This window comes from Streptomyces sp. NPDC048258, assembly GCF_043201995.1.
Taxonomy (GTDB): Bacteria; Actinomycetota; Actinomycetes; order Streptomycetales; family Streptomycetaceae; genus Streptomyces.
Window position 1 is genome coordinate 38,308 of sequence record NZ_JBICZH010000013.1, and the last position, 24,757, is coordinate 63,064.

Sequence of the window (24,757 nt, forward strand, 5' to 3'; positions counted from 1 at the left end):
GGGAATCCTTACCAGGTGACCGGAAGCCGGTGGACGCCGTAGACACTCATGTCGGAGGCGAGGGGGACCTCCTCCGGCGGGACCGCCAGAGCGAGGGTCGGGAAGCGCCGGAACAGCGCGGGCAGCGCCGTCCGCATCTCCATGCGGACGAGGTTCTGGCCCAGGCACTGGTGGATGCCGTATCCGAAGGCCATGTGTCCGGCCGTCTTGCGGGTGAAGTCCAGCCGGTCGGGGTCCTCGAACCAGGCCGGGTCCCGGTTGGCCGCGGGGATCGACACGGTGACGGACTCACCGGCCTTGAACAGGTGGCCCTCGAACTCCACGTCCTCCAGCGGGGTGCGCGGCACACCGAAGTGGAAGACCGACAGGTAGCGCAGGAGCTCCTCGACGGCGTTGTCGGTGACCGACGGGTCGTCGCGGAACGTGGCCAGCTGCTCGGGGTGGGCCAGCAGGGCCAGGGTGCTCAGGCTCAGCGAGCTGGAGGTGGACTCGTGCCCCGCCGTCAGCAGCAGGACACCGACCCCGGCGATCTCCTCGGCGTCGAGCGTGCCGTCGGCGGCGAGCATGGCCAGCAGACCGTCATCCCTGCGGGTGAGGTCGCCCGACGCCAGCCCGCGCAGGAACCCGTACAGCCGGTCCATCGCCTCGGACGCCTCGGCGGCCGTCGCGCTGAGGCTGAAGAGGATCTCGCTGTTGCGCTGGAACGCGGCACGCTCGCTGTACGGGACGCCCAGCAGTTCGCAGATCATCAGCGAGGGCACCGGCAGCGCGAACGCCTCGACGAGGTCGAGCGGTCCGCCGCTTTCCGCCATGGCGTCCAGCAGGTCCTCGACGATGCGCTCGATCTGCGGGCGCATCTCCCGCATGCGGCGCGCGGTGAACTTGCCGGCCAGCTGCTGGCGCAGCCGGGTGTGCTCCGGGGCGTCCATGTCGACCAGCCAGCCGGGCAGGGCCGGAGCGCCGTAGAAGGGGTCGGCGCCGGGCCGGGAGACGGGGGCGCGCTTGAACTCCGAGCGGGCGCTGAAGCGCTGGTCGGCCAGGAGCTTGCGGCCCAGGGCGTGGCTGGTGACCAGCCAGCCGGTGTGCCCGTCGGGGTAGCGCATCCGGCGGACCGGCTCGTTCTCCCGGTACTTCGCCAGTTCGGCCGGCGGGTCGAAGGCGTTGTGGCGCACGGTGGGGTGCGCGTCGGCCTGCGGCTCGGTCCGCGGGCCGGTCCGCGCCTCGGTGTGTGTGCCGGTCTGCGTCATGCTCGGATCTCCTTCGTCAGAAAAGCGGTCAGCCGCCGCACTCCCTCCTCGATCCGTCCCGGGTCGAGATAGCTGCACGAAAGCCGGATCTGGGTGTCGCCCGCGCCGTCGAGGTAGAACTGGTCCATCGGCGTCCACAGCACTCCGTACTTCGCCGCCGACACCTCCAGCAGGCGGGCGTCCGCCCGCACCGGGAGGTGGACCCGTACGAAGAACCCGCCTTCCGGCCGGTTCCAGCGGATCCCCGGCAGCGCCGCGCCACCGCCGAGGTGGCGGTCGAGGGCGTCCGTCAAGGTGCTCAGATTGCGCTGGTAGAGCGCCGCCTTGTGGCGGCTGAGCTCGACCAGGGAGCCGCCGTGTTCGAGCAGCATCCCGGCGATGACCGCCTGGGGGAGGGGGGAGGTGTTGACCGTGACCATCGTCTTGAGGGTGGCCAGCTCGGCGGCGAGCGGCCGCGTGCCGCCTCCTTCGGACAGCACCTGCTGGTCGGCGACCACGTAGCCGACGCGGGCGCCGGGGAAGGCGACCTTGGCGAAGGTCCCGATGTGGATCACCCGGCGTTGCGTGTCCAGGGCCTTGAGCGCCGGCAGCTCGGTGCCGGCGCCGGCGGTGAACCCGTAGGCGTTGTCCTCCAGGACGAGGAAGTCTTCCTGGTCTGCCAGTTCGAGGAGCCGGTGGCGGCAGTCGAGGGACATCCGGCCCCCGCCCGGGTTGGAGAAGTCCGGCGCCACGTACAGGGCGCGGATCGCGCGGCCGTCGCGGCGCGCCGTCCGGCACGCCCGCGCGAGCCCGTCGAGGTCGATGCCCTGCGCGGTCTCGTGGACCGGTACGACGTCGAGGTCGAGCAGCCGGGCCGCGCCCGTGATGCCGACGAAGCACGGGTTGGTCACGGCGAGGACGTCGTCGGCGGACGCGAACAGGGCGCGCAGGACCAGGAGCATCGCCTCCTGGGCCCCCACCGTGATCACGAGTTCCTCGGCGGCGCAGCCGATGCGGTGGTCGCGCCAGAGGGCCTCGCTGACCACGTCGTTGATGATGCCGCGGCTGGGACCGTACTCGAAGAGCATGCGGCGGGCCCGCTCGGGGGCGAACCCCTTCGCCCCGAGGTGCTCGAGGAACCGGTCCGTGTAGTGCTGCATCTGCGGGTCGGGCAGGGTCTCGGGGTGCGGGGCGCCCGGCGCGAAGGAGATCGCTTCCGGGAAGCGGCCCATCACCTCGTTGAGGAAACCGATCGACCCGAGCACGGGCGCGCTCAGCGATCCGTGCAGCCGGGAGGGGCTGAGTTCCACCACGGCGGCCTCAATCCCGCGCCTGGGAGCGCTGCCAGCGCCGCTCGACCTTCGCGAGGACGTCCTCGCTGTACGAGCGGGCCACCTGGACCACCGCGAACTCCGCGAGGTAGGTGCGGAACAGGTCCAGCGGCTCCTCCGAAAGGCTCAGCATCCGCCGGTTGGCGGCCACGGCAGGGCCGCTGAGCTCCCGTACGGCCGTCTCGACGGCCTCGTCCATGTCGCCGGCGGGCACGACCTGGTCGCAGACCAGGTGGGTGCCGGGCTCGTCCGTACCGATGCGCCGGCCGCCCAGGATCACCTGGCGGGCCGGCCGGGCGCCGGTCAGCCGGGCCAGCCGGAGGTTCCCGGCGCCGGGAACGATGCCCTCCTCGGCGGCGGGCAGGCTGAAGTAGGCCCCCTCCTCGGCGATGACGCGGTCGAGTACGAGGAGCAGCTGCATGCCGCCCCCGATGGCGAAGGCGTCCACCGCACCGATCCACGGCTTCTGGACGGTGCGGTCGGCCCAGGCCTCCGCCTCCGGAGCGGTCAGCAGACCGCGGTACATCTTGTTGATGTAGCCCAGTTCGCGGCCGAGCAGGAAGTCCGTGAAGGAGATGTTGCCGTTGCGCAGGTCCTTGAGGTTGATGCCGGCGCTGAAGACGCGGCGGCCCTGGTAGCGGGGGTGGTCCACCGTGCCCCCGCGCAGGACGCCGACCCGCACTCCCTCGTCGAGCAGCACCAGGTCCACCGCCGTCTCCAGATCGGCGATCAGGCGGTTGTCCTCGGCGTTGAGGCAGTGCGCGTTGCGGAACGTCACATGGGCCGCGTCGCCGACCCGCTCGACCAGCACCGAGTCCAGTTCGACCCGTCCTGTGGCCCGGAAGCCGTCGAGCAGCTCCAGGGCCCGGGGGGTGGGCTTCAGCATGGCGTCGATGAGGTGGGCCCCCGCCGACGCCGACCGCAGCACGGCCGCGCAGAAGACGGCCTGGTCGATCTCGCGGCCCTCCTTCTCCGCCTGGATCCAGTCGCCTTCGGCGGCCATCTGCGTACGGGTGGGCGCCAGGCCCGGAAAGCGGTCGGCCGCCGCGTAGAGCAGGTCGGTCAGACGCAGGTGGCGGGTGCGGCCGTCGGTCAGTTCGTCGTACACGGCCTCCGCGTGCAGGGCCAGGAAGGCGCGACGCCCCGCACGGCATGCGCCGACCGCGCTCTCGGCGGCGGCGTGCTGGGCCGGCGAGCGATGGGGCTTGGGCGGCAGCCGGGCGAGGAGTTCCTCGCCCGCGGCGGCGTACGCCTCCAGCGCCGCCGCGTCGTCGGCGAGCACCCCGCCGAAACGCGGGGCGGGGGCGGTCCAGACCGGTACGGCCCCGGTCGTGGTGGCGGCGGTCATGCGACGGCCCCGGTGAGCACCGGGCCGGCGGGTGCGGCGACCGCTGCCTCGTCGGCGGACTCATCGGACTCGCCGGACTCGGCGGCCGCCCGCAGCCGGCGCAGCTCGCGGTCGCAGGCGGCGAGGTGGATGCCGAGGGCCTCGTCGTACTCGGAGGACACGGCCTCGGCGATCAGCTGACGGCGCAGGGCCGTCTCGCGGTCCGAGAGCCGGCCGGTGAGGGCGGTCGCGGTGGCCACGGCCTCCTCGATGCTGTCGCCGACCTGGTCGATCAGGCCCAGACCGACGGCCCTTCCCAGGGGGATGTCCGTACCCCACATGACGATCTGCCGGGCGCGCTGCGCGCCCAGGTGCTGGACGAGCCGGTAGAGCGCCATGCCGGGCCAGAAGTGGCCGTCGTTGACCGGCAGCGCGAGGCGCAGCCCGGTGGCTCCGATGCGGAAGTCGGTGGCGAGCAGCAGGTCCAGGGCGGGACCGGCGCAGGTCTCCGCGGCCACGGCGACGGTGATCGCGTCGAGCGTCTCCAGGCGGCGGACGGCCCGCTCCCAGCGGTTGACCGCCGAGACGGTGATCTCGCCGGGCCACTGCGGGGTGTCGCCGGAGCTGGTGAGCCGCAGGACGACGGCGGTCTTCGTGCGCTGCGTCTCCACCTCGTCGCAGAGGGCCTGGAGGGTGGCGGTGAGCTCCCCGAGGGGACGCGCGGCGTCGATCTCCACGATATTGCTGTTCATGAGGGCAGTAATTCCTTCCGTCACCAGGACACCAGGGCCATTTCGATGGTCGATCCCGGCCCCATGGTCATAAAGACACCGAATTCACCGGGAGCGGTCACGCCCTCGGCGCGCAGCCGTTCGTAGGAGAAGAGGAACGAGCCGCTGGAGATATTTCCGTGGTCCCGCAGGACCCCGGTCGTGTGCCGTACGTCATGCCGGCTGAGCCCGAGGTTCGCCCGGACCGAGTCGATGACTTTCTTTCCGCCTGAGTGGATGACCCAGTGGGCGATGTCGGAACGGATCAGGCCCGTTCCCTCCAGGAGCCGTTCGAGTGCGATTTCCGCGTGGGCTCCGACGACGTAGGGGACTTCCGGGTCGAGGTAGAAGCTGAACTTCCCGTGGGAGTCGTCCCAGTCGTAGCGCATCGCGCCGACGGCCTCGGGGATGATGCAGCTGGAGAACTTCAGGATGGCGGGGTCCGGTTCGGCCCCGGAGCCCTCGGCGGCGGCGGAGCCCTCGGTCGGCCGGCCGGGCTCGGTGGGCAGGGCCGGCGCCCGGACGGCGAGGGCGCCGGATCCGTCGCCGAAGAGGCTGTTCACCACCGACGAGCGCATCGTCCCGTCGAAGACGTAGGCCGCCGAGCACGCCTCGATGCACACCAGTAGCGCCAGCTCACCGGGGTGGGAGTTGGCCCAGCTGGCCACGGAGGTCAGGGCGTTGAGGCCGGCGTTGCAGCCCATGCCCACGACGTCGAGGCGCGAGGTGTGCACGTCGATGCCCAGCTCCTTGATGAGGAGCGCGGAGAAGCCGGGCGTGAGCAGACCCGTCGTCGTGGTGCAGCACAGGTAGCGGACGTCCTCCAGCGTGGCGCCCGCGTCCTTCAGGCATGCCTCGATGGCCTCCCGGGCCATGGCGAGGCCGTTCTCCCGGTGCTTCGCGAGGAGTTGGCCCTGCGTCTCCATGGCCCGCGAACCGTCCGGCAGGAGGGGCGGCAGGGTCAGGCCGCGACGCTCGATGGCACTGTTCAGGAATATCGACCGCACGCGCGGATCGGTGATGCCGAACTCGTCGAGCATCTCCTGCTGCGTATAGGAGTTCTTGGGCACAGCCGTGCCGACGCCCGTTATACGCGGTGGATTTGCTGTCAATTTCATGCTGGCTCCCTGAGGTTACAATAATTCCATGCCAGAACAATCAGCGGTGCGATACGAGAAGAATGACCACGTTGCCCGGATCACGCTCAACAGGCCCGAGGTTCTCAATGCGATGAACCTGCGCATGCATGAGGAGCTCGCCGATATCTGGGACGATTTCGAGGGCGATGACGACATGTGGGTGGCGGTGCTCACCGGTGCCGGCGAGCGCGCGTTCTCGGTCGGTCAGGACCTGAAGGAGCTGGCCGGCCGGGAGCAGGCGGGAACCGCCGCCCCCTCCACCTTCGGCAGCCGGGGCAAGCCCGGCTGGCCGCGGCTGACGGAGCGGTTCGAGCTGGCCAAGCCGGTCGTCGCCGGTGTGCGGGGGTACGCACTGGGAGGCGGCTTCGAACTCGCCCTGGCCTGTGACATCGTCATCGCCTCCGAGGACGCGAGCTTCGCCCTGCCCGAGGCCAAGCTCGGCCTCATGGCGGGGGCCGGCGGGGTGTTCCGGCTGACCCGGCAGCTGCCGTGGAAGACGGCGATGGGACACCTCCTGACGGGCCGCCCGATGGATGCCCGCCGGGCCTACGAACTGGGTCTGGTCAACGAGGTCGTGCCCTCGGACGACCTCGACGCGTGTGTCGAGGGCTGGGTGGCCGACCTCGTACGGTGTGCACCGCTGTCCGTCCGGGCGATGAAGGAAGCGGCCACGAAGTCCGCGACGATGCCGCTGGAGCAGGCCTTCGCGACGCGCTATCCCTGGGAGGAGCGGCGGATGCACAGCAGGGACGCGGTCGAGGGGCCGGTGGCCTTCGCCGAGAAGCGCGCTCCCCGGTGGCAGGCACGCTGACGGACGGCCCGCGCGGGCGGCCGGGTGGTGGGCGGCGCGACGGTCTCGCCACCCGGCCGGCCGCGCCGCGTCAGTCGAGGTAGTCCTCGGCCCCGCCCTCGCGCACGGTGTCGAGGGTGAAGCAGTGGAAACCGCCGCCGAACAGCCGCCGGTGCCGGTGGCGGACCGGTACGACGGTGAACTTGTGCGCCTCCAGCGTCCGCATCAGCTCGGGGCACGCCTCGTTCACCAGCACCGTGTCGGGGCCGACGGAGAGCACGTTCAGGTCGATGAAGGGGCTGGTCAGGATGAGGTCGTCGTCCTCGTAGCGGGGGAAGTTGTCGTCCGCCGGCTGGGGCGCCACGATCAGGTCCCACTTCCGCAGCGACTCCGGCAGCTTCTCGGCCACCTCCGGCGAGCGCACCAGCAGGGTGCCGGGCCGCAGGGCGAGCACCATGCTGTCGATGTGGCTGTCGCTGAGCTCGTGTACCCGGTGGATCCGGAACCGGCCCTCCAGGTGCCGTTCCAGCCAGTCGACGGCCAGCGCATGGTTGGCCGTCGCGATGTTGGCCACGATGTCCCGGCCGAGCCGCAGGCACTGGGCCGCGTCGAACATCATCTCCAGCCCCACGTCGTACGGCGACGGCTGAGGGTCCTCGATGGGCTCGGTGGGTCCGCCCGCGGTGCTGGTCCGCACGTACGACAGGTCGAAGGAGGCGTCGGTCATCATCGGGCGGGGCATGACCGTCCAGCGGGCCCCCTTCCGGAAGTACTCCTGGAAGGCGGACTTCAGGAACTGCGTCTCGAAATACCGTGAACGGATCATCGGCGGGGTCTCGATGATCTCGTCGCCCACGATCAGCGTGTTGTCGCGGACGTTCAGCGGCGGGACGACCGACGCCGACCACGCGGGCGTACGGACCTGGTTCGTCGCCGCGTCGACGTCGGTCGGCCGCAGGACCCGCACCGAAAGGGATTCGAGGACGCCCGCGAGGTCCTCCAGGTCCTCGTTCAGTTCGGCCACGTAGCGTTCCTTGATGGGAACGCGCCCGTCGCCGCTTTCCCGCGGAGTGTCGCCGCGTGCGGAAAGCCGCGGGTAATACCACTCGGAGCGGCCGGAATTGTCGTTGGCCAGGTTGTCGTGGAAGAAAAGGTCGAACGACAGCTCCCGCTCGTGCGACACATAGTTCTGGGCGGAGCCGACGATCACCTCCTTCAGGGGTGACCACTCGTCAAAGCTGTTCAGTTGCACGATCCCTCGTTTCCTGTACCCGGCTCTTTCCCAGCCGCTCCGGCCGGAACGCTACTGCGTGACCGCAGCCCTTCCCCGACGCTGGCAGTTAATTGCCACTCCAACGGCAGCCCCGCAGGCCGCGGTTAGCTTCGTGTCCGGATCGGGGCTCGATTCCCCGGAATCCAGCCGACCTAACGGAAAGAGACAGGCAAAATGGACACTTCGCATGCCGGTGACCCGGTCTTCGAACGCTTTCAGTTCCTGGTGAATGCGCCGGCGCTCTTCAACGCGGTCGCCACCACGGTCGAGCTCAGGATCTTCCACTTCCTCGCGGACAACCCCGGTTCCGGCATCGAGGACATCCGCGCGTTCACCGATATGCCGCGCCACCAGCTGCGCGTCCTGCTCCAGGCGGTCTGCACGACAGGCCTGCTGCGCCGCGAGAACGGCGACTACTTCAACTCCGCCGTCGCCCAGGACCTGCTCGCCTCGGACGCCGAAGACAGCTGGGGCCACATCATCGTGGGCTGGAAGGAGGTCTACTACCCGGCGTTCGCGCACATGACCAAGGCGCTCAAGGCCGGTACGAACACCGCCCTCGACTCCTACCCGGGCGACGAGCCCACGCTCTACCAGCGCCTTTCGCGCAACCCGGAGCTGGAGGCGGTCTTCCACCGCGCGATGAGCGCGTTCACCCTCCAGTCCGTCGACGCGCTCGTCGAGCGGCCCGAGTTCGCGTCCGTGCGCAAGCTCCTCGACGTCGGCGGCGGCGACGGGACGACCTCCGCGCGGCTGGTCGCCCGCCACCCGGAGCTCAGCTCCACCGTCTTCGACATGCCGAGCGTCTCCAAGCTCGGTGAGGACAAGGCCGCCGCCGTCTTCCCGGACCGGGTGGAGCTGCACCCGGGAGACATCTTCAACGACGCGTTCCCGGTCGGGGGCGACGCGGTGCTCTTCAGCCACGTCCTGGAGATCTTCTCCGAGGAGCAGATCCTCGGCCTGATGCAGAAGGCGTACGACTCCCTTCCCGCAGGCGGAAAGGTATTCGTCTACGGATACAACGTCTCCGACGACGAGACCACCGGAATTTTCGGGGCCCGCCTCGGTCTCTACTTCAACGTCCTCGCCAGCGGCCAGGGAATGGCGTATCCGGCGCGCGACTACGAGACCTGGCTGAGCAAGGTCGGTTTCACCGAGGTGCAGACCGTCGGCGGCCTGCCCTACGAGCACGGCCTCACGCTCGGCGTGAAGTAACCCTCCCCTTTCACCACCCCGAGGAGATCCCCACCATGGCCAATCCGTTCGACGACCCCGACGGCCGTTTCTCCGTTCTGGTCAACGACGAGGGTCAGCATTCCCTCTGGCCCGAATTCGCGGACGTTCCGCAGGGCTGGACCGTGACGTTCGGCGTGACCGACCGGGCGTCCTGCGTCGAGCACATCGAGGCCACCTGGACGGACATGCGGCCGCGCAGCCTGGCCGCCCAGCTGGACCAGGCCGTCTGACCCCCTCAGTACGCCCGTCGCCGGCGGCGACAACCATCTTTAGGAGCGAGTGACGATGATCATGGGTTCGGTGCCGGCATCCTTCCGGGCGCAGGCGGCGCGCACGCCCGAGGCCGTGGCCGTCCGGTGCGCCGGCCACAGCTTCACCTACCGGGAGCTGGACGACCGGTCGGACCGGCTGGCGAGCCGGCTGGCGGCCGAAGGCGCCGGGGTGGAACGCCCCGTGCTGGTCCTGATGGACCGCACGGCCGAACTGGTCGTCGCGCTGCTCGCCGTTCTGAAGACGGGGGCGTACTACCTCCCGCTGCACCCCGCCTACCCGCGCGAGCGCATGGCGTGGATCGCCGCGGAGAGCCGGTCCCCGGTCCTGCTCACCGACACCGCGATGCTCGGCCGGGCCCCCCAGGGGCCGACCGTCGTCCTCGCCGACCGGCCCGCCGAGTACGCACACCTGCAGCCCGTGGCCCCGGACCTGCCGGCCCGCCCCGACCAGCTCGCCTACGTGATGTACACCTCGGGCTCCACGGGCACGCCCAAGGGCGTCGCGGTCACCCACCGGAACGTCACCGACCTCGTCGGCGACGCCATGTTCGCCGCCGCCGGCGCGCACGACCGGGTGCTGCTCGTCGCCTCGTACGCCTTCGACCCGTCGACGTACTCGATCTGGTACCCGCTGCTGCACGGCGGCACGGCCGTGATCGCGACCGAGGCGGAGCTCACCGTGGACCGCCTCGCGCACCTCCTCGCCGAGGAGCGCGTCACCGCCGCGGAGATCCCGGCCGGCCTCTTCCGGGTCATGGCGGAAGAGCGCCCGGAGTGCTTCGCCGGGCTCCGCGAGGTCCTCACCGGCGGAGACGTCATCCCGGCCGCCGGGGTGCGCGCCGTGCTGGAGCACTGCCCGGGGACGCTGGTCCGCGGCACCTACGGCCCCACCGAGACCACGCTGTACGCCACGCAGTCCCGCTGGACCAAGCCGGCGGCCGTCCCGGACCAGGTGCCGATCGGCATGCCGCTCGACGGCATGAGCGCGTACGTCCTCGACGACGCACTGCGCCCGGTCGCGGCCGGGGAGACCGGGGAGATCTACCTGGCCGGGGCCGGCCTGGCCCGCGGCTACGCGGGCCGGCCGGACCTGACGGCGGACCGCTTCGTGGCCGACCCCTTCGGCCCCGCCGGCACGCGCATGTACCGCTCCGGGGACCTGGGCCGCTGGAACGCCGACGGGCTGCTCGAGTTCGCCGGGCGCGCCGACGGCCAGGTCAAGATCCGCGGATACCGGGTCGAGCCCGGGGAGGTCGAGGCGGCGCTCGCGGGCTGCGCGGGAGTCCGCCAGGCCGTCGTCATGGCCCGCGAGGACGCACCGGGGGACAAGCGCCTGGTCGCTTACGTCGTCCCGGAGCACACCGCGACGGGCGGCGACGGAATCGACCACGACGGCATGCGGAGCCACCTGGAGGCACGTCTGCCCGCCTACCTGGTGCCCTCGGCCTTCGTCACGCTCGACCGGCTGCCGCTGACCGCCAACCACAAGGTCGACTACCGGGCCCTGCCGGCCCCCGCCGCCCCGGCGACCACCGGGCGCGGTCCGCGTACCGAGCGGGAGGCCCTGCTCTGCCGCCTGGTGGCCGAGACGCTGGGCCTGCCCCGCGTCGGCGTGGACGACGACTTCTTCGCCCTGGGCGGGGACTCCCTCCACGCGACCCGGCTGGTGAGCCGCATACGGGCGCAGCTGGGCACCGACCTCGCCGTGGCGGCCGTCTTCGACCACCCCGGCGTGGCCGCTCTGGCCCGGCACCTCGAAGGTGCCGGTGGACAGCCGGCACCCGGCGCAGCGGCACCCGCCGCCCGCCCGGCCCTGCGGCCGGCCACCCGTCCCGACGTGCTTCCGCTGTCGCCCGCCCAGTACCGGATGTGGTTCCACAGCCGGCTGGAGGGCCGGTCGGCCGCGTACGTCCTGCCCATCGCCGTCCGGCTGCGCGGCCCGCTCGACCGGGCGGCCCTGGAGGCCGCCCTGGGCGACCTGACCGACCGCCACGAAAGCCTGCGCACGGTCTTCCCGGAGCACGACGGCGAGCCCTGCCAGGTGATCCTCCCCGCCGGACAGGCACGCCCGGCCCTCCCCGTCGAACACGCCGAGGACCTCGCCGCCGCGCTGCGCGCGGCCGCACTGGTCCCCTTCGACCTGACCACGGACGTGCCGCTGCGCGCCCGCCTGTTCGAAGCGGGCGCCGAAGAGCACGTCCTCCTGCTGGTCCTCAACCACATCGGCACCGACGGCTGGTCCATGCAGCCGCTGACCCGCGAACTGACCGAGGCCTACACGGCACGGCAGGCGGGCGCGGCCCCGCAGTGGGCGCCGCTGCCCGCGCAATACGCGGACTACACCCTCTGGCAGCGCGAACTCCTCGGATCCGAGGAGGGCCCGACCGCCCTGGCCGAGCGCCAGACCGACTTCTGGCGCAGGGCCCTGGAAGGGGCCCCCGAAGAGCTTGAGCTGCCGACCGACTTCCCGCGCCCGGCGGTCGCCGACACCCGCGGCGGCGCCGTGCCGGTCGAGATCGGCGCGGAGCTGCACCAGGCGATCGTCCGCCTGGCCCGCGCCACGCGTACCAGCGTGCACATGACCCTCCAGGCCGCCGTGGCCGGGCTGTTGACCCGCCTCGGAGCCGGTACGGACATCCCCATCGGCGGCACCGTCGCCGGACGCACGGACGAGGCCCTCGACGGCCTGATCGGCTTCTTCGTCAACACGCTGGTCCTGCGCACGGACACCTCCGGGAACCCGGGCCTGCGCACCCTGCTCCAGCGGATCCGCGAGCAGGACCTCGCGGCGTACGCGCACCAGGACGTGCCCTTCGACCAGGTCGTGGAGGCCGTCAACCCGGTCCGCTCGCTCTCCCGCCATCCGCTGTTCCAGGTGATGCTGACCCTGGAGAACGCCAACGGCTACGCGTTCACGCTGCCCGGACTCACCGCTTCCGCGGAGGAGATGCCCACCGCCACCACCGCGTTCGACCTGCTCTTCGGCTTCACCGAGCGCTACGCGGAGGACGGCTCGGCAGCCGGTGTCACCGGCCGCCTGGAATTCGCGGCGGACCTGTTCGAGCCGGCCACCGCCGAGCTGCTGGCCGCCCGCTTCACCGCGCTGCTGACGCGCGCGGTCGCCGACCCCGAGCGGCCGCTCGGCGACATCGACCTGTTCCTCGACGGCGAACGCGACCAGGTCCGCGCCTCCTTCGGCGAAGGCCGCAGGGAGCTGCCCGGCGACGCCTCGCTGGCCGCGCTGGTCCAGGCCCAGGTCCGGCGTACGCCGGACGCCCTGGCCGCTTCCGCTCCCGACGGGGAGCTCTCCTACGCCGAACTCAACGAGCAGGCCAACCGGCTGGCCCGGGTACTGCTGTCCCGGGGCATCGGCCCCGGCAGCCACGCCGCCGTCGTGCTGCCGCGCGGTACCCGGCTGATCACCACCTTCCTGGCCGTGCTCAAGGCGGGCGCCGCCTACCTGCCGATCGACCCGCAGTATCCGCGCGAGCGGATCGACTTCATCCTCGAGGACGCGCGTCCGGCCGTCTGCATCACCGACGGCGAGGGCGCCGCCTCGCTGCCCGCCGGCATGGCGGACCTGCTGGACCTGGACGACGCGCAGACCGTCGCCGCACTGGCCGGGGCCACCGCCGACGACCCCCGCGACAGCGACCGGCCGGCGCCGCTGACAGCCGAGACCCCCAGCTACGTCGTCTACACCTCGGGCTCCACCGGACGGCCCAAGGGCGTCGTGCTGCCGGCCCGCGTCCTGATCAACCTCCTCGCGTGGAACGCGTCGGTCTTCCCGTACGAGCCCGGCTCCCGGGTCTCGCAGTTCAGCGCCGTCAGCTTCGACGCCTCCGAGCACGAGATCCTCACGGCCCTCCTCAACGGCAAGACGCTGTGCGTGCCGGACGAGGACACCCGTCTCAACCCCGCCCTGCTCGCCGCCTGGCTGGACGAGCAGCGCATCACCGAGTTCTTCGCCCCGGACCTCGTGATCGCCGCCGTGTACGAGGCCGCCGCCGAGCAGAACCTCCGACTGGCCGCGCTGCGGCACGTCGCCCAGGCCGGAGAGGCGCTCCAGCTGACCCCCCAGGTCCGCGAGTTCCACGCCGCCCGCCCGGACCTGCTGCTGCACAACCACTACGGGCCCTCCGAGACCCACGTGGTCACCAGCGCCACCCTGCCGTCCGACCCGGCCCACTGGCCGTCGGCCGCCCCGCTCGGCGACGGCATCTGGAACACCCGGCTGTACATCCTCGACGAGTTCCTGCGGCCCGTCCCCGCCGGCGTGCCCGGCGAGCTGTACCTGGCGGGCGACGGCCTGGCCCACGGCTACCTGAACCGGCCCGACCTGACCGCCCTGCGCTTCGTCGCCGACCCCTTCGGGCAGGCCGGCGAGCGGATGTACCGCAGTGGCGACCTCGTGCGCCGCCGCGCCGACGGCAGCCTCGCCTTCCTCGGACGCGCCGACGACCAGGTGAAGATCCGCGGTGTCCGGGTCGAGCTCGGCGAACTCAACGCGGTGCTCTGCGGTCACCCCGGCGTCGCCCAGGCCGCCACCGTGCTCCGCGAGGACCGCCCCGGTGACAAGCGGCTCGTCTCCTACGTGGTGGCCGCGCCGGGCTCCGTACCGCCGCCCGCCGAGGAGCTGCGCCGGCACGTGGCCGCTGCCGTCCCCCAGGCGGTGGTCCCCTCCGCGTTCGTCGCCCTGGAAGCCCTGCCGTTGACGTCCAACGGCAAGCTGGACCGCAGGGCCCTGCCCGCACCGGCCTACACCGGCACCGCCGGCCGCGGTCCGCGCACCCCCGGCGAGCACGTCCTGTGCGCGCTGTTCGCGGAGATCCTCGGCGCGCACGCGGTCGGCGCCGAGGACAGCTTCTTCGACCTGGGCGGCCACTCCCTGCTGGTCACCCGCCTGGTCAACCGGGTCCGCGCGGCCATGGGCCGCGAGCTCGCCGTACGCACGGTGTTCGAGGCGCCCACCCCCGCCGAGCTGGCGGCCCGCCTCGACGAGGCCGGACAGGCCCGTCCGGCGCTCCTCCCCACCGCACACGGCGACCGGCTGCCGGCCTCGCCCGCCCAGCAGCGGCTCTGGTTCCTCGACCAGTTCGAGCAGTCGAGCACCACCTACAACCTGCCCGTCAGCTTCCTGCTCAGGGGGTCCGTCGACGCGCAGGCGCTGGAGTCGGCGCTGGGTGACGTTGTCGCCCGGCACGAGATCCTGCGGACGGTGTTCCGTGAGGACCAGGGCCGTGCCGTTCAGCTGATCCTTCCCGCAGGGCCGGTGGTGCTGCACCGGGTGGCCTGTGCGGCGGATGAGGTGGCGGGGGTCCTGAAGGACACCGGCGGGTATGTGTTCGATCTGTCGGTGGATCTGCCGGTGCGGGTGACGCTGGTGTCGGTGTCCGAGGACGAGCACGTGCTGATGGTGTTGTTGCACCACATTGCGGGTGACGGTGCCTCGATGGGTCCGCTGACGCGTGATCTGGGTCAGGCCTATGCGGCCCGGTTGGAGGGCGCCGCTCCGGCGTGGGCCCCGTTGCCGGTCCAGTACGCCGACTACACCCTGTGGCAGCAGCAGATCCTCGGTGCCGAGGAGGACCCGGATTCGGCGGCGAGCCGCCAGCTCGCCTTCTGGCGGCAGAACCTGGCGGGCCTTCCCGTCGAGCTCGGCCACCCCACGGACCGGCCGCGGCCCGTCGTGCCGACCCACCGGGGCGGGGCCTTCGAGGTGGAGCTGGGTGCCGGTCTGCACGAGCGGCTGGCGGAGCTGGCGCGGTCGACGGGTACGACGCTGACGATGATCGGGCATGCCGCGCTGGCAACGGTGCTGACCCGGCTGGGTGCGGGTACGGACATCCCGATCGGTACCCCGGTCGCGGGGCGCACGGACGAGGCGCTCGATGACCTGGTCGGCTTCTTCGTGAACACCCTGGTGATCCGTGCGGACACCTCGGGTGATCCGACGTTCGGGGAGCTGCTGAGCCGGGTACGGGACACCAGCCTGGCCGCCTACGGGCACCAGGACATCCCCTTCGAGCGTGTCGTCGAGGCCCTGAACCCGCCCCGCTCGACCGCCCGCCACCCCCTCTTCCAGATCATGCTCCAGGTCGGCACCACCGACGCCGACCCCGAACTGGAACTGGGGACGGCCACGGCCCGGGGCGTCGCCGCCAACCTGGACGGCGCCAAGTTCGACCTCTCCCTCAACCTGCGGGCCGCCACCGGCGCGGACGGCCGCCCCGGCGCCCTGACCGCGCACGTCGGATACGCGGCCGACCTGTTCGACGCCCCGACCGCCCGCCGCTTCCTCGACCGGCTGGTCCGGGTCCTGGACGCCGCGACGGCCGACCCCGCGCAGCCGATCGGCGCCATCGACCTGCTGGAGCCGGCCGAGCGGGCTGCCCTGCTGACGCCTCCCCTCGCCGTCGCCGAGCCCGACGCCGCCTTGACCGACCTGTTCGCGGAGCAGGCCGCCCGCACTCCGGACGCCACCGCGGTGGTGTTCGACGGCGAGCACACCACGTACGCCGAGCTCGACGCACGCGCCAACCGCCTGGCGCACCTGCTGACCGCACGTGGCGCCGGGCCGGACGGGCTGATCGCCGTCGCCCTCCCGCGCTCCGCCGAGCTCGTGGTCGCCCTGCTGGCCGTCCTCAAGTCGGGTGCCGCCTACCTGCCGATCGACCCGGACTATCCGGCCGACCGCATCGCGTACATGCTGGAGGACGCCCGTCCCGTCCTGCTCGTGACCAGCGGCGACCTCGCCGACCGGCTGCCCGCGGGCAACGGCACCGGGACCGGCACGCTGCTGGTCGACACGGAGGAGACCGCCCGGCTGCTCGCCGACGCCCCCGACACCCGGCCGGACGTCAGGGTGCTGCCGCAGCACGCGGCCTACGTCATCTACACCTCGGGATCGACCGGGCGCCCGAAGGGGGCCGTCATCCCGCACCAGAACGTGACCCGGCTGTTCGCCGCCACCCGCCACTGGTTCGGCTTCGGCGCCGAGGACACCTGGACGCTGTACCACAGCTACGCCTTCGACTTCTCCGTCTGGGAGCTGTGGGGGCCGCTGCTGCACGGCGGACGCCTCGTCGTCGTCCCGCACGCGGTCAGCCGCGCGCCCGGTGAGTTCCTGAAGCTGCTCGCCGACGAACGCGTCACCGTGCTCAACCAGACTCCGTCCGCCTTCTACCAGCTCGTCCAGGCGGACGCCGAGGACCCCGAGACCGGGAACCGGCTGGCCCTGCGCACCGTCGTGTTCGGCGGCGAGGCGCTGGACCTGCGCCGGCTGGCCGACTGGTACGAGCGCCACGCCGACGACGCCCCGCTGCTGGTCAACATGTACGGCATCACCGAGACCACCGTGCACGTCACCTACCAGGCGCTCGACCGGATCTCCGCGGCCACCCTGCCGGGCAGCGTGATCGGCGAGGCCATCCCCGACCTCGGCCTCTACGTGCTCGACGACGCGCTGCGTCCGGTGCCCGCCGGTGTCGCGGGTGAGCTGTACGTCTCGGGTGCCGGCCTCGCCCGCGGCTACCTGGGGCGTCCCGGCCTGACCGCCGAACGCTTCGTGGCCTGCCCCTTCGAGGGGGCCGGCAGCCGGATGTACCGCACGGGCGACGTCGTCCGCTGGACCGCGCCGGGCCGCCTGGAGTACCTGGGCCGGGCCGACCACCAGGTCAAGCTCCGCGGATTCCGGATCGAGCTCGGCGAGATCGAGTCCGTGCTCGGCTCCTACCCGCCGGTCGCGCAGGCCGCCGTCATGGTCCGCGAGGACCAGCCGGGCGACAAGCGCCTCGTCGGCTACGTGGTGCCCAGGGACGCGAGCGGTGTGGACACCGCCGGGCTGCGCGCCCACCTGGCGGGTGTGCTGCCCGACTACATGGTGCCCTCCACCACCGTCGTCCTCGATGACCTGCCGCTGACGGCGAACGGGAAGCTGGATCGTCGCGCGTTGCCGGCTCCGGTGTACGGGGGTGCGGTGGGTCGTGGTCCGCGTTCCGCGCACGAGCAGATTCTGTGTGGTCTGTTCGCGGAGGTGCTGGGTGTGGATTCCGTGGGTGTGGAGGAGGGTTTCTTCGATCTGGGGGGTCATTCGCTGCTGGTGACGCGGTTGGTGAACCGGGTGCGTGCGGTGCTGGGTGTGGAGTTGTCGGTGCGTGCGGTCTTCGAGGCGCCGTCGGTGGCCGAGTTGGCGGCTCGGCTGGAGGTGTCGGGGACGGTGCGGCCGGAGTTGGTGGCCGTCACCCGTCCCGACCTGGTGCCGGCGTCGTTCGCACAGCGGCGGCTCTGGTTCCTCGACCGGTTCGAGGGACCGAGCGCGACCTACAACCTGCCGGTGGGCGTACGGATCGTGGGCCGGCTGGACGCGGACGCGCTGGAGCTGGCGCTCGGCGACCTGGTGGCCCGGCACGAGACCCTGCGGACGGTGTTCCGGGAGTCGGGCGGCGAGCCGGTGCAGGTGGTGCTGCCGCCGGCGCCGGTGGTGCTGCACCGGGTGGCCTGCGCGGCGGACGAACTGACGGAGGTCCTGAAGGACGTCGGCGGGTATGTGTTCGATCTGTCGGTGGATCTGCCGGTGCGGGTGACGCTGGTGTCGGTGTCCGAGGACGAGCACGTGCTGATGGTGTTGTTGCACCACATCGCGGGTGACGGTGCTTCGATGGGTCCGCTGACGCGTGATCTGGGTCAGGCGTATGCGGCCCGGTTGGAGGGCGCCGCTCCGGCCTGGGCTCCGCTGCCGGTCCAGTACGCCGACTACACCCTGTGGCAGCAGCGGCTTCTCGCTGCCGAGGACGACCCCGAATCCGCGGCGAGCCGCCAGCTCGCCTTCTGGCAGCGCGCCCTGGCGGGAGTGCCGGAGGAACTCGGCCACCCGACCGACCGCCCGCGGCCCGCCGTGTCCTCCTACCTCGGCCAGTCCTTCGAGAGGGAGCTGGGAGCCGATCTGCACGCCGGACTCGTACGGCTGGCCCGGGAGTCCGGTACCACGCTGACGATGGTGATGCACACCGCGCTGGCGGCCGTACTGACCCGGCTGGGTGCCGGTACGGACATCCCGATCGGCACCCCCGTGGCCGGCCGGATGGACGAGGCACTGGACGAGCTGGTCGGTTTCTTCGTGAACACCTTGGTGATCCGTGCGGACACCTCGGGTGATCCGACGTTCGGGGAGTTGCTGGCCCGGGTACGGGACACCAGCCTGGCCGCCTACGGGCACCAGGACATCCCCTTCGAGCGCGTCGTCGAGGCCCTGAACCCGCCCCGCTCGACCGCCCGCCACCCCCTCTTCCAGATCATGCTCCAGGTGGCCACCGGCGCGGCCCCGGAGTGGGAACTGCCCGGCGCCAAGGCCGAGGCACTGCCCGCCAACCTGGACGTGGCCAAGTTCGACCTCCACCTGGCCTTCCACGCCGGCGTCACGGAGGACGGCCTGCCCGGTCCGCTCCGCGCGGACATCCAGTTCGCCGTGGACCTGTTCGACGCCGAGACCGTCCACCGGCTCCTCGACCGCATGGTCCGCCTCCTGGAAGCCGCGGCCGCCGACCCGCACCAGCGCATCGGCGCCGTTGAGATCCTCGGCGCCGAGGAGCGGGACCGCGTCCTGACGGAGTGGAACACCACCGGGCACACCGTGCTCGACGCCACGCTCCCCGACCTCTTCGCCGCCCAGGCCGCCCGCACTCCGGACGTCCTCGCCGTGTCCGCGCAGACGGACCGGCTGACGTACGCGGAACTCGACGAGCAGGCCAACCGGCTGGCATGGGTCCTGCTGTCCCGCGGCATCGGCCCCGGCGACCACGTCGGCGTGGTCCTGCCGCGCGGTACCGGGCTGATGGTCGCCTTCCTCGCGATCCTCAAGGCGGGGGCCGCCTACCTGCCCGTCGACCCGACGTACCCGCGGGAGCGGATCGAGTTCATCCTGGACGACGCCCGGCCGAGGGCCGTCCTCACCACCGCGTCGCTGGCGGCCACCCTGCCCGCCGGTGTGCTGGCGGTGGACACGGCGCCGGTCACGGGCGAGCTGGCCGCCGCCCCGGCACACGCCCCGCGCGACGCGGACCGCCGCGCACCGCTGACCCCCGAGGCCCCGAGCTACGTGGTGTACACCTCGGGCTCCACGGGCCGGCCCAAGGGCGTGGTCCTGCCGGCCCGGGTGCTCACCAACCTCCTCGCCTGGAACGCGTCGGCCGTCCCCACCGAACCGGGGGCCCGGGTCGCCCAGTTCAGTGCCGTAGGCTTCGACGTGTCCGAGCAGGAGATCCTCTCGGCCCTGCTGTACGGCAAGACGCTGTGCGTGCCGGACGAGGACACCCGGCTGAATCCCGCCGCGCTGGCGGCCTGGCTGGACGAGCAGCGCATCACCGAGTTCTACGCCCCGAACCTGGTCATCGCGGCCGTGTACGAGGCCGCCGCCGAGCAGGACCTCCGGCTGTCCTCGCTGCGGCACGTCCTCCAGGCGGGCGAAGCCCTTCAACTGAGCCCGCAGGTACGCGCCTTCCACGCCGAACGGCCCGGCGTCGTCCTGCACAACAACTACGGCCCCTCCGAGAGCCACGTCGTCAGCGCCGCGGAGCTGCCCCGCGACACCGCGGACTGGCCGGAGTCCCCCACACTGGGCCGGCCGGTCTGGAACGCGCGGGCCTATGTCCTCGACGAGCGGCTGCGGCCCGTGCCCGCCGGGGTGGCCGGTGAGCTGTACCTGGCCGGCGTGTGCCTGGCCCACGGCTACCTGAACCGGCCCGACATGACGGCCGAGCGCTTCGTCGCCCACCCCTTCGGCACGCCCGGGGAGCGGATGTACCGCACGGGCGACGTCGTACGGTGGACCGGCGACGGCGAGCTGGAGTACCTCGGCCGGGCCGACGACCAGGTGAAGATCCGCGGAATCCGGGTCGAGCTGGGCGAGCTCAACGCGGTGATCGCGGGACACCCGGGCGTCGCGCAGGCGGCGACGGTGCTGCGCGAGGACCGGCCCGGCGACAAGCGACTGGTGGCGTACGTGGTGGCGGAGGCCGGCACGGCCGCGCCCGCCTCCGACGTGCTGCGCCGCCATGTGGCGGCCAAGGTGCCGGAGGCCCTCGTTCCGGCCGCGTTCGTCGCCGTGGACCTGCTGCCGCTGACGGCGAACGGGAAGCTGGATCGTCGGGCGTTGCCGGCTCCGGTGTACGGGGGTGCGGTGGGTCGTGGTCCGCGTTCCGCGCACGAGCAGATTCTGTGTGGTCTGTTCGCGGAGGTGCTGGGTGTGGATTCCGTGGGTGTGGAGGAGGGTTTCTTCGATCTGGGGGGTCATTCGCTGCTGGTGACGCGGTTGGTGAACCGGGTGCGTGCGGTGCTGGGTGTGGAGTTGTCGGTGCGTGCGGTCTTCGAGGCGCCGTCGGTGGCCGAGTTGGCGGCTCGGCTGGAGGTGTCGGGGACGGCGCGGCCGGAGTTGGTGGCCGTCACCCGTCCGGACGTCCTTCCCGCCTCGCCCGCTCAGCAGCGGCTCTGGTTCCTCGACCAGTTCGAAGGGCCGAGCACCACCTACAACCTGCCCGTCGGCTACCGGCTCAAGGGGTCCGTCGACGCGGAGGCGCTGGAGCTGGCGCTGGGCGATGTGGTGGCCCGGCACGAGATCCTGCGGACGGTGTTCCGTGAGGACCAGGGCCGTGCCGTTCAGCTGATCCTTCCCGCGGGGCCGGTGGTGCTGCACCGGGTGGCCTGTGCGGCGGATGAGGTGGCGGGGGTCCTGAAGGACACCGGCGGGTATGTGTTCGATCTGTCGGTGGATCTGCCGGTGCGGGTGACGCTGGTGTCGGTGTCCGAGGACGAGCACGTGCTGATGGTGTTGTTGCACCACATCGCGGGTGACGGTGCTTCGATGGGTCCGCTGACGCGTGATCTGGGTCAGGCCTATGCGGCCCGGTTGGAGGGTGGCGCTCCGGCCTGGGCTCCGCTGCCGGTCCAGTACGCCGACTACACCCTGTGGCAGCAGCAGATCCTCGGAAACGAAGCCGAAGAGGACTCCACGCCGGCGACCCAGCTGCGCTACTGGAGCCAGGCCCTGGCAGACCTGCCGGTCGAGCTCGAGTACCCCACGGACCGGCCCAGGCCGATGACCGCCTCGCAGCGCGGCCAGTCGTTCGAGGTGGAGCTGGGTGCCGGTCTGCACGAGCGGCTGGCGGAACTGGCCCGGTCGACGGGCACGACACTGACGATGATCGGGCACGCCGCGCTGGCAACGGTGCTGACCCGGCTGGGTGCGGGTACGGACATCCCGATCGGTACCCCGGTCGCGGGGCGCACGGACGAGGCGCTCGATGACCTGGTCGGTTTCTTCGTGAACACCCTGGTGATCCGTGCGGACACCTCGGGTGATCCGACGTTCGGGGAGTTGCTGGCCCGGGTACGGGACACCAGCCTGGCCGCCTACGGGCACCAGGACATCCCCTTCGAGCGTGTCGTGGAGGCCCTGAACCCGCCGCGCTCGACCGCCCGCCACCCCCTCTTCCAGATCATGCTGGAGGTCGTCACCGGCCTCGAGCCGCGGCTGGAGCTCGGGGGCACCGAGGCCACCCCGATGCCGGCCACCGAACTGGACGTGGCCAAGTTCGACCTCAACCTCAGCCTCTACGCCACCACCACCGGGGACGGCCGGCCCGGACCCCTGCGCGCGAACGTCGGATTCGCCGTCGACCTGTTCGACGCCCCGACCGTCCGCGGCCTCTTCGACCGGCTGGTCCGCGTCCTGGAAGCCGCCGCCGCCGACCCGGGGTTGCCCATCGGAGCCATCGAGATCCTCGGCGCCGAGGAGCGGGACCGGCTGGTCCGGCAGGGCGCCGGCCCCGACCCGGTGGACGCCTTCGGTGAGAGCTCGCTCCAGGAGGCGTTCCGTCAGCAGGCCGCCCGTACCCCGGAAGCGGTGGCGGTGCGCTGCGCCGGCCGCAGCCTGACGTACGCCGAACTCGACGCGCGCTCCGACCGGCTCGCCCACCGGCTCATCGCCGCGGGTGCGGGGCCGGAGCGTCCGGTGGCCATCCTGATGAGCCGTACGGTCGACCTCGTCGTCGCCCTGACGGCCATCCTCAAGGCGGGTTCGTACTACGTGCCGCTGCACCACGCCTCGCCCCTGGACCGGATGCAGGTGGTCCTGGAGGAGTGCGCGGCGCAGATCCTGCTGACGGACCGCGTCATGTCCGAGCGCGGACTGCCCGCCGTCCGGACGGTCGTCCTCGCGGACGAGGCCGAGGGCGTCGCGTCCGACGCCCCGGCCGTGCCCGCTCCGGCAGTGGCCGGCCACCGGGAACAGCTCGCGTACGTGATGTACACCTCGGGGTCGACGGGCCGGCCCAAGGGCGTCGCCATCACCCACCAGGACGTCTTCGAGCTGGTCAACGACTCCATCCTCGTCCCGGGGGACCACGACCGCGTCCTGCTGCTCACCCCCTACGAGTTCGATCCCTCGACGTACTCGTTCTGGTACCCGCTGCTGCACGGCGGCACGAGCATCATCGCGCCGGAGGCGGACCTGACGGTCGAGCGGCTGGCCCGGCTGATGCAGGAGGAACGGATCACCGGAGTCGACGTGACGGCAGGCCTCTTCCGGGTGATGGCCGAGGAGTACCCCGAGTGCTTCAACGGGGTGCGCGTCGTGATCACCGGTGGCGACATCGTGTCGCCGGTGGCGGTCCGCCGCGTTCTGGAGCACTGCCCCGACCTGCTGGTCCGCAGCAACTACGGTCCGACGGAAACCACGTTGTTCGCCACCTCGGCGCCCTGGCGCAAGGCCTCGGACGTGCCTGCCCCGGTGCCCATCGGCCGCCCCCTGGACGGAATGTCGGCGCACGTCCTCGACGACATGCTGACCCCGGTGCCCAGCGGGGTGACGGGCGAGCTCTACCTGTCCGGCACCGGACTGGCCCGGGGCTACCTGAACCGGCCCGGCATCACGGCGGACCGCTTCGTGGCCAACCCGTACGGGCCGCCCGGCTCCCGGATGTACCGGACGGGCGACCGGGTGCGCTGGACGGCGGACGGCCTGATCGACTTCGTGGGCCGCGCCGACAACCAGGTCAAGATCCGCGGGTTCCGCATCGAGCTGCCCGAGATCGAGTCCGTACTCGCCGCGTTCCCCGGCATCCGCCAGGTCGCGGTCATCGCCCGCGAGGACCGGCCCGGCGACAAGCGGCTGGTGGCCTACCTCGTCGGCGACGGCGAGATCGACCTCGGCGCCCTCGACCGGCACGCCCGCCAGTCGCTGCCCGAGTACATGATCCCCAGCGCCGTCGTGGTGCTGGAGAAGCTGCCGCTGACCCCGAACAACAAGCTCGACTACCGGGCGCTGCCCGCGCCGGCCCTGCCGCCGCGCGACGGCCGCCCGCCGCGCAACCCCGTCGAGGTCACCCTGTGCGGCCTGTTCACCGGTGTACTCGGGGTGGAGGACATCGGGATCGACGACAACTTCTTCGAACTCGGCGGCCACTCCCTGCTGGCCACCCGGCTGATCAGCCGCATCCGTACAGCCTTCGACTGCGAGCTGCCCGTACGGACCCTGTTCGAGGCGCCGACCGTCGCCATGCTGGCCGTCCGGTTGGGCCGGGAGAGCTCCGGGGACTCCCTCGGAGTGCTCCTGCCCCTGCGCGCCGAGGGCACGCGACGCCCGCTGTTCTGCGTCCACCCGGCCATCGGTCTCAGCTGGTGCTACAGCGGACTCCTCGCCCATCTGGACCGCGAGCAGCCGGTGTACGGGCTCCAGGCACGCGGGTTCAGCGAGCCGGACGGCGGCCCCCGGACCTTCGAGGGGCTGCTGGACGACTACCTCGCGGCGATCCGCTCGGCCCAGCCGCACGGACCGTACGCACTCCTCGGCTGGTCCCTCGGCGGCGTCACGGCGCACGCCCTGGCGGTACGGCTGCGGGAGGAGGGCGAGCAGGTCGACTTCCTCGGGGTGCTCGACGGGTTCCCCCAGGCGGCCGCGGCGGCCGGCGAGCCCATCGGCTACGACGACCCGGACGTGTGGCCCGCGCTGACGGACTCCATCGGCCATGATCCGGCAGCCCCCGGCAGCCCGCTGGCGGAGCTGGGCACGGACGGATTCGCCGCCCTGGCCCGGGTCTTCGTGGACCTGTCCAACCTGCGCGGGACCTTCGACTCCGGTGTCTTCGACGGATCGATGGTCTTCTTCAGGGCCGTGGCCGGCGCCACCGTGGAGGCACCGGCGGAGCTCTGGGCACCACATGTCGCCGGCGGCGTCGAAGTCCACGAGATCGACTGCGCGCACGGGGAGATGACCGCGCCCGGTCCCCTCCGGGAGATCGGCCGCATCGTGGCCGGCCACCTCGGGGACCTGCCGCACCCGCCCGCCTGACGGACGGCACGGCGGCGAGCACCACAGGCACTCACAGGAACCGAGGATCC

The 24,757-nt window shown here is 72.0% G+C and carries 10 protein-coding genes; 4 read left to right on the forward strand and 6 right to left on the reverse strand.

Translation table 11 applies throughout. The features are described from left to right. Window positions 1-8: 8 nt before the first annotated feature. From ACGFYQ_RS27005 to dpgA, 5 genes are read right to left on the reverse strand one after another with little or no spacing between them, the layout of a single operon-like run. Entirely contained in the window at window positions 9-1,247 is a 1,239-nt protein-coding gene (locus tag ACGFYQ_RS27005) for a cytochrome P450 (protein WP_393748154.1), read from the reverse strand. Beyond that, window positions 1,244-2,539 carry a PLP-dependent aminotransferase family protein gene (locus tag ACGFYQ_RS27010; RefSeq protein ID WP_393748156.1) on the reverse strand — a complete coding sequence of 432 codons (1,296 nt, stop codon included), beginning with the start codon at window positions 2,537-2,539 and terminating at the stop codon, window positions 1,244-1,246. The genes ACGFYQ_RS27005 and ACGFYQ_RS27010 overlap by 4 nt, the downstream gene beginning before the upstream one ends. Before the next feature lie 7 nt (window positions 2,540-2,546). Further along, the gene (gene dpgC, locus ACGFYQ_RS27015) at window positions 2,547-3,905 is read right to left on the reverse strand and encodes a (3,5-dihydroxyphenyl)acetyl-CoA 1,2-dioxygenase DpgC (RefSeq protein WP_393748158.1); all 1,359 of its coding nucleotides are present in this window, start codon (window positions 3,903-3,905) and stop codon (window positions 2,547-2,549) included. Further along, window positions 3,902-4,636, reverse strand: coding sequence for an enoyl-CoA-hydratase DpgB (gene dpgB / locus ACGFYQ_RS27020; protein WP_393748160.1), 735 nt, complete (start codon window positions 4,634-4,636; stop codon window positions 3,902-3,904). The genes dpgC and dpgB overlap by 4 nt, the downstream gene beginning before the upstream one ends. Window positions 4,637-4,656: 20 nt before the next feature. Continuing rightward, entirely contained in the window at window positions 4,657-5,772 is a 1,116-nt protein-coding gene (gene dpgA, locus ACGFYQ_RS27025; RefSeq protein WP_393748162.1) for a 3,5-dihydroxyphenylacetyl-CoA synthase DpgA, read from the reverse strand. A gap of 28 nt (window positions 5,773-5,800) precedes the next feature. On the opposite strand from dpgA, the gene dpgD reads away from it, so the two are divergent. After that, window positions 5,801-6,604, forward strand: a complete 804-nt coding sequence (gene dpgD, locus ACGFYQ_RS27030; protein WP_393748164.1) for an enoyl-CoA-hydratase DpgD — start codon at window positions 5,801-5,803, stop codon at window positions 6,602-6,604. 70 nt (window positions 6,605-6,674) lie between these two features. On the opposite strand, the gene ACGFYQ_RS27035 is transcribed toward dpgD, so the two are convergent. Next, window positions 6,675-7,835, reverse strand: a complete 1,161-nt coding sequence (locus ACGFYQ_RS27035; RefSeq protein WP_393748166.1) for a glycine amidinotransferase — start codon at window positions 7,833-7,835, stop codon at window positions 6,675-6,677. A 195-nt stretch (window positions 7,836-8,030) separates the two neighbouring features. Here ACGFYQ_RS27035 and ACGFYQ_RS27040 point away from each other — a divergent pair, with 195 nt between their 5' ends. From ACGFYQ_RS27040 to ACGFYQ_RS27050, 3 genes are all read left to right on the forward strand, one after another. Beyond that, window positions 8,031-9,071 carry a methyltransferase gene (locus tag ACGFYQ_RS27040; RefSeq protein ID WP_393748168.1) on the forward strand — a complete coding sequence of 347 codons (1,041 nt, stop codon included), beginning with the start codon at window positions 8,031-8,033 and terminating at the stop codon, window positions 9,069-9,071. Between the two features lie 35 nt (window positions 9,072-9,106). Beyond that, a complete protein-coding gene (locus tag ACGFYQ_RS27045; RefSeq protein WP_393748170.1) occupies window positions 9,107-9,322 on the forward strand; it encodes an MbtH family protein in 216 nt (71 codons plus the stop codon). 70 nt (window positions 9,323-9,392) lie between these two features. Continuing rightward, the gene (locus tag ACGFYQ_RS27050) at window positions 9,393-24,707 is read left to right on the forward strand and encodes a non-ribosomal peptide synthase/polyketide synthase (RefSeq protein WP_393748172.1); all 15,315 of its coding nucleotides are present in this window, start codon (window positions 9,393-9,395) and stop codon (window positions 24,705-24,707) included. Window positions 24,708-24,757 lie beyond the last annotated feature (50 nt).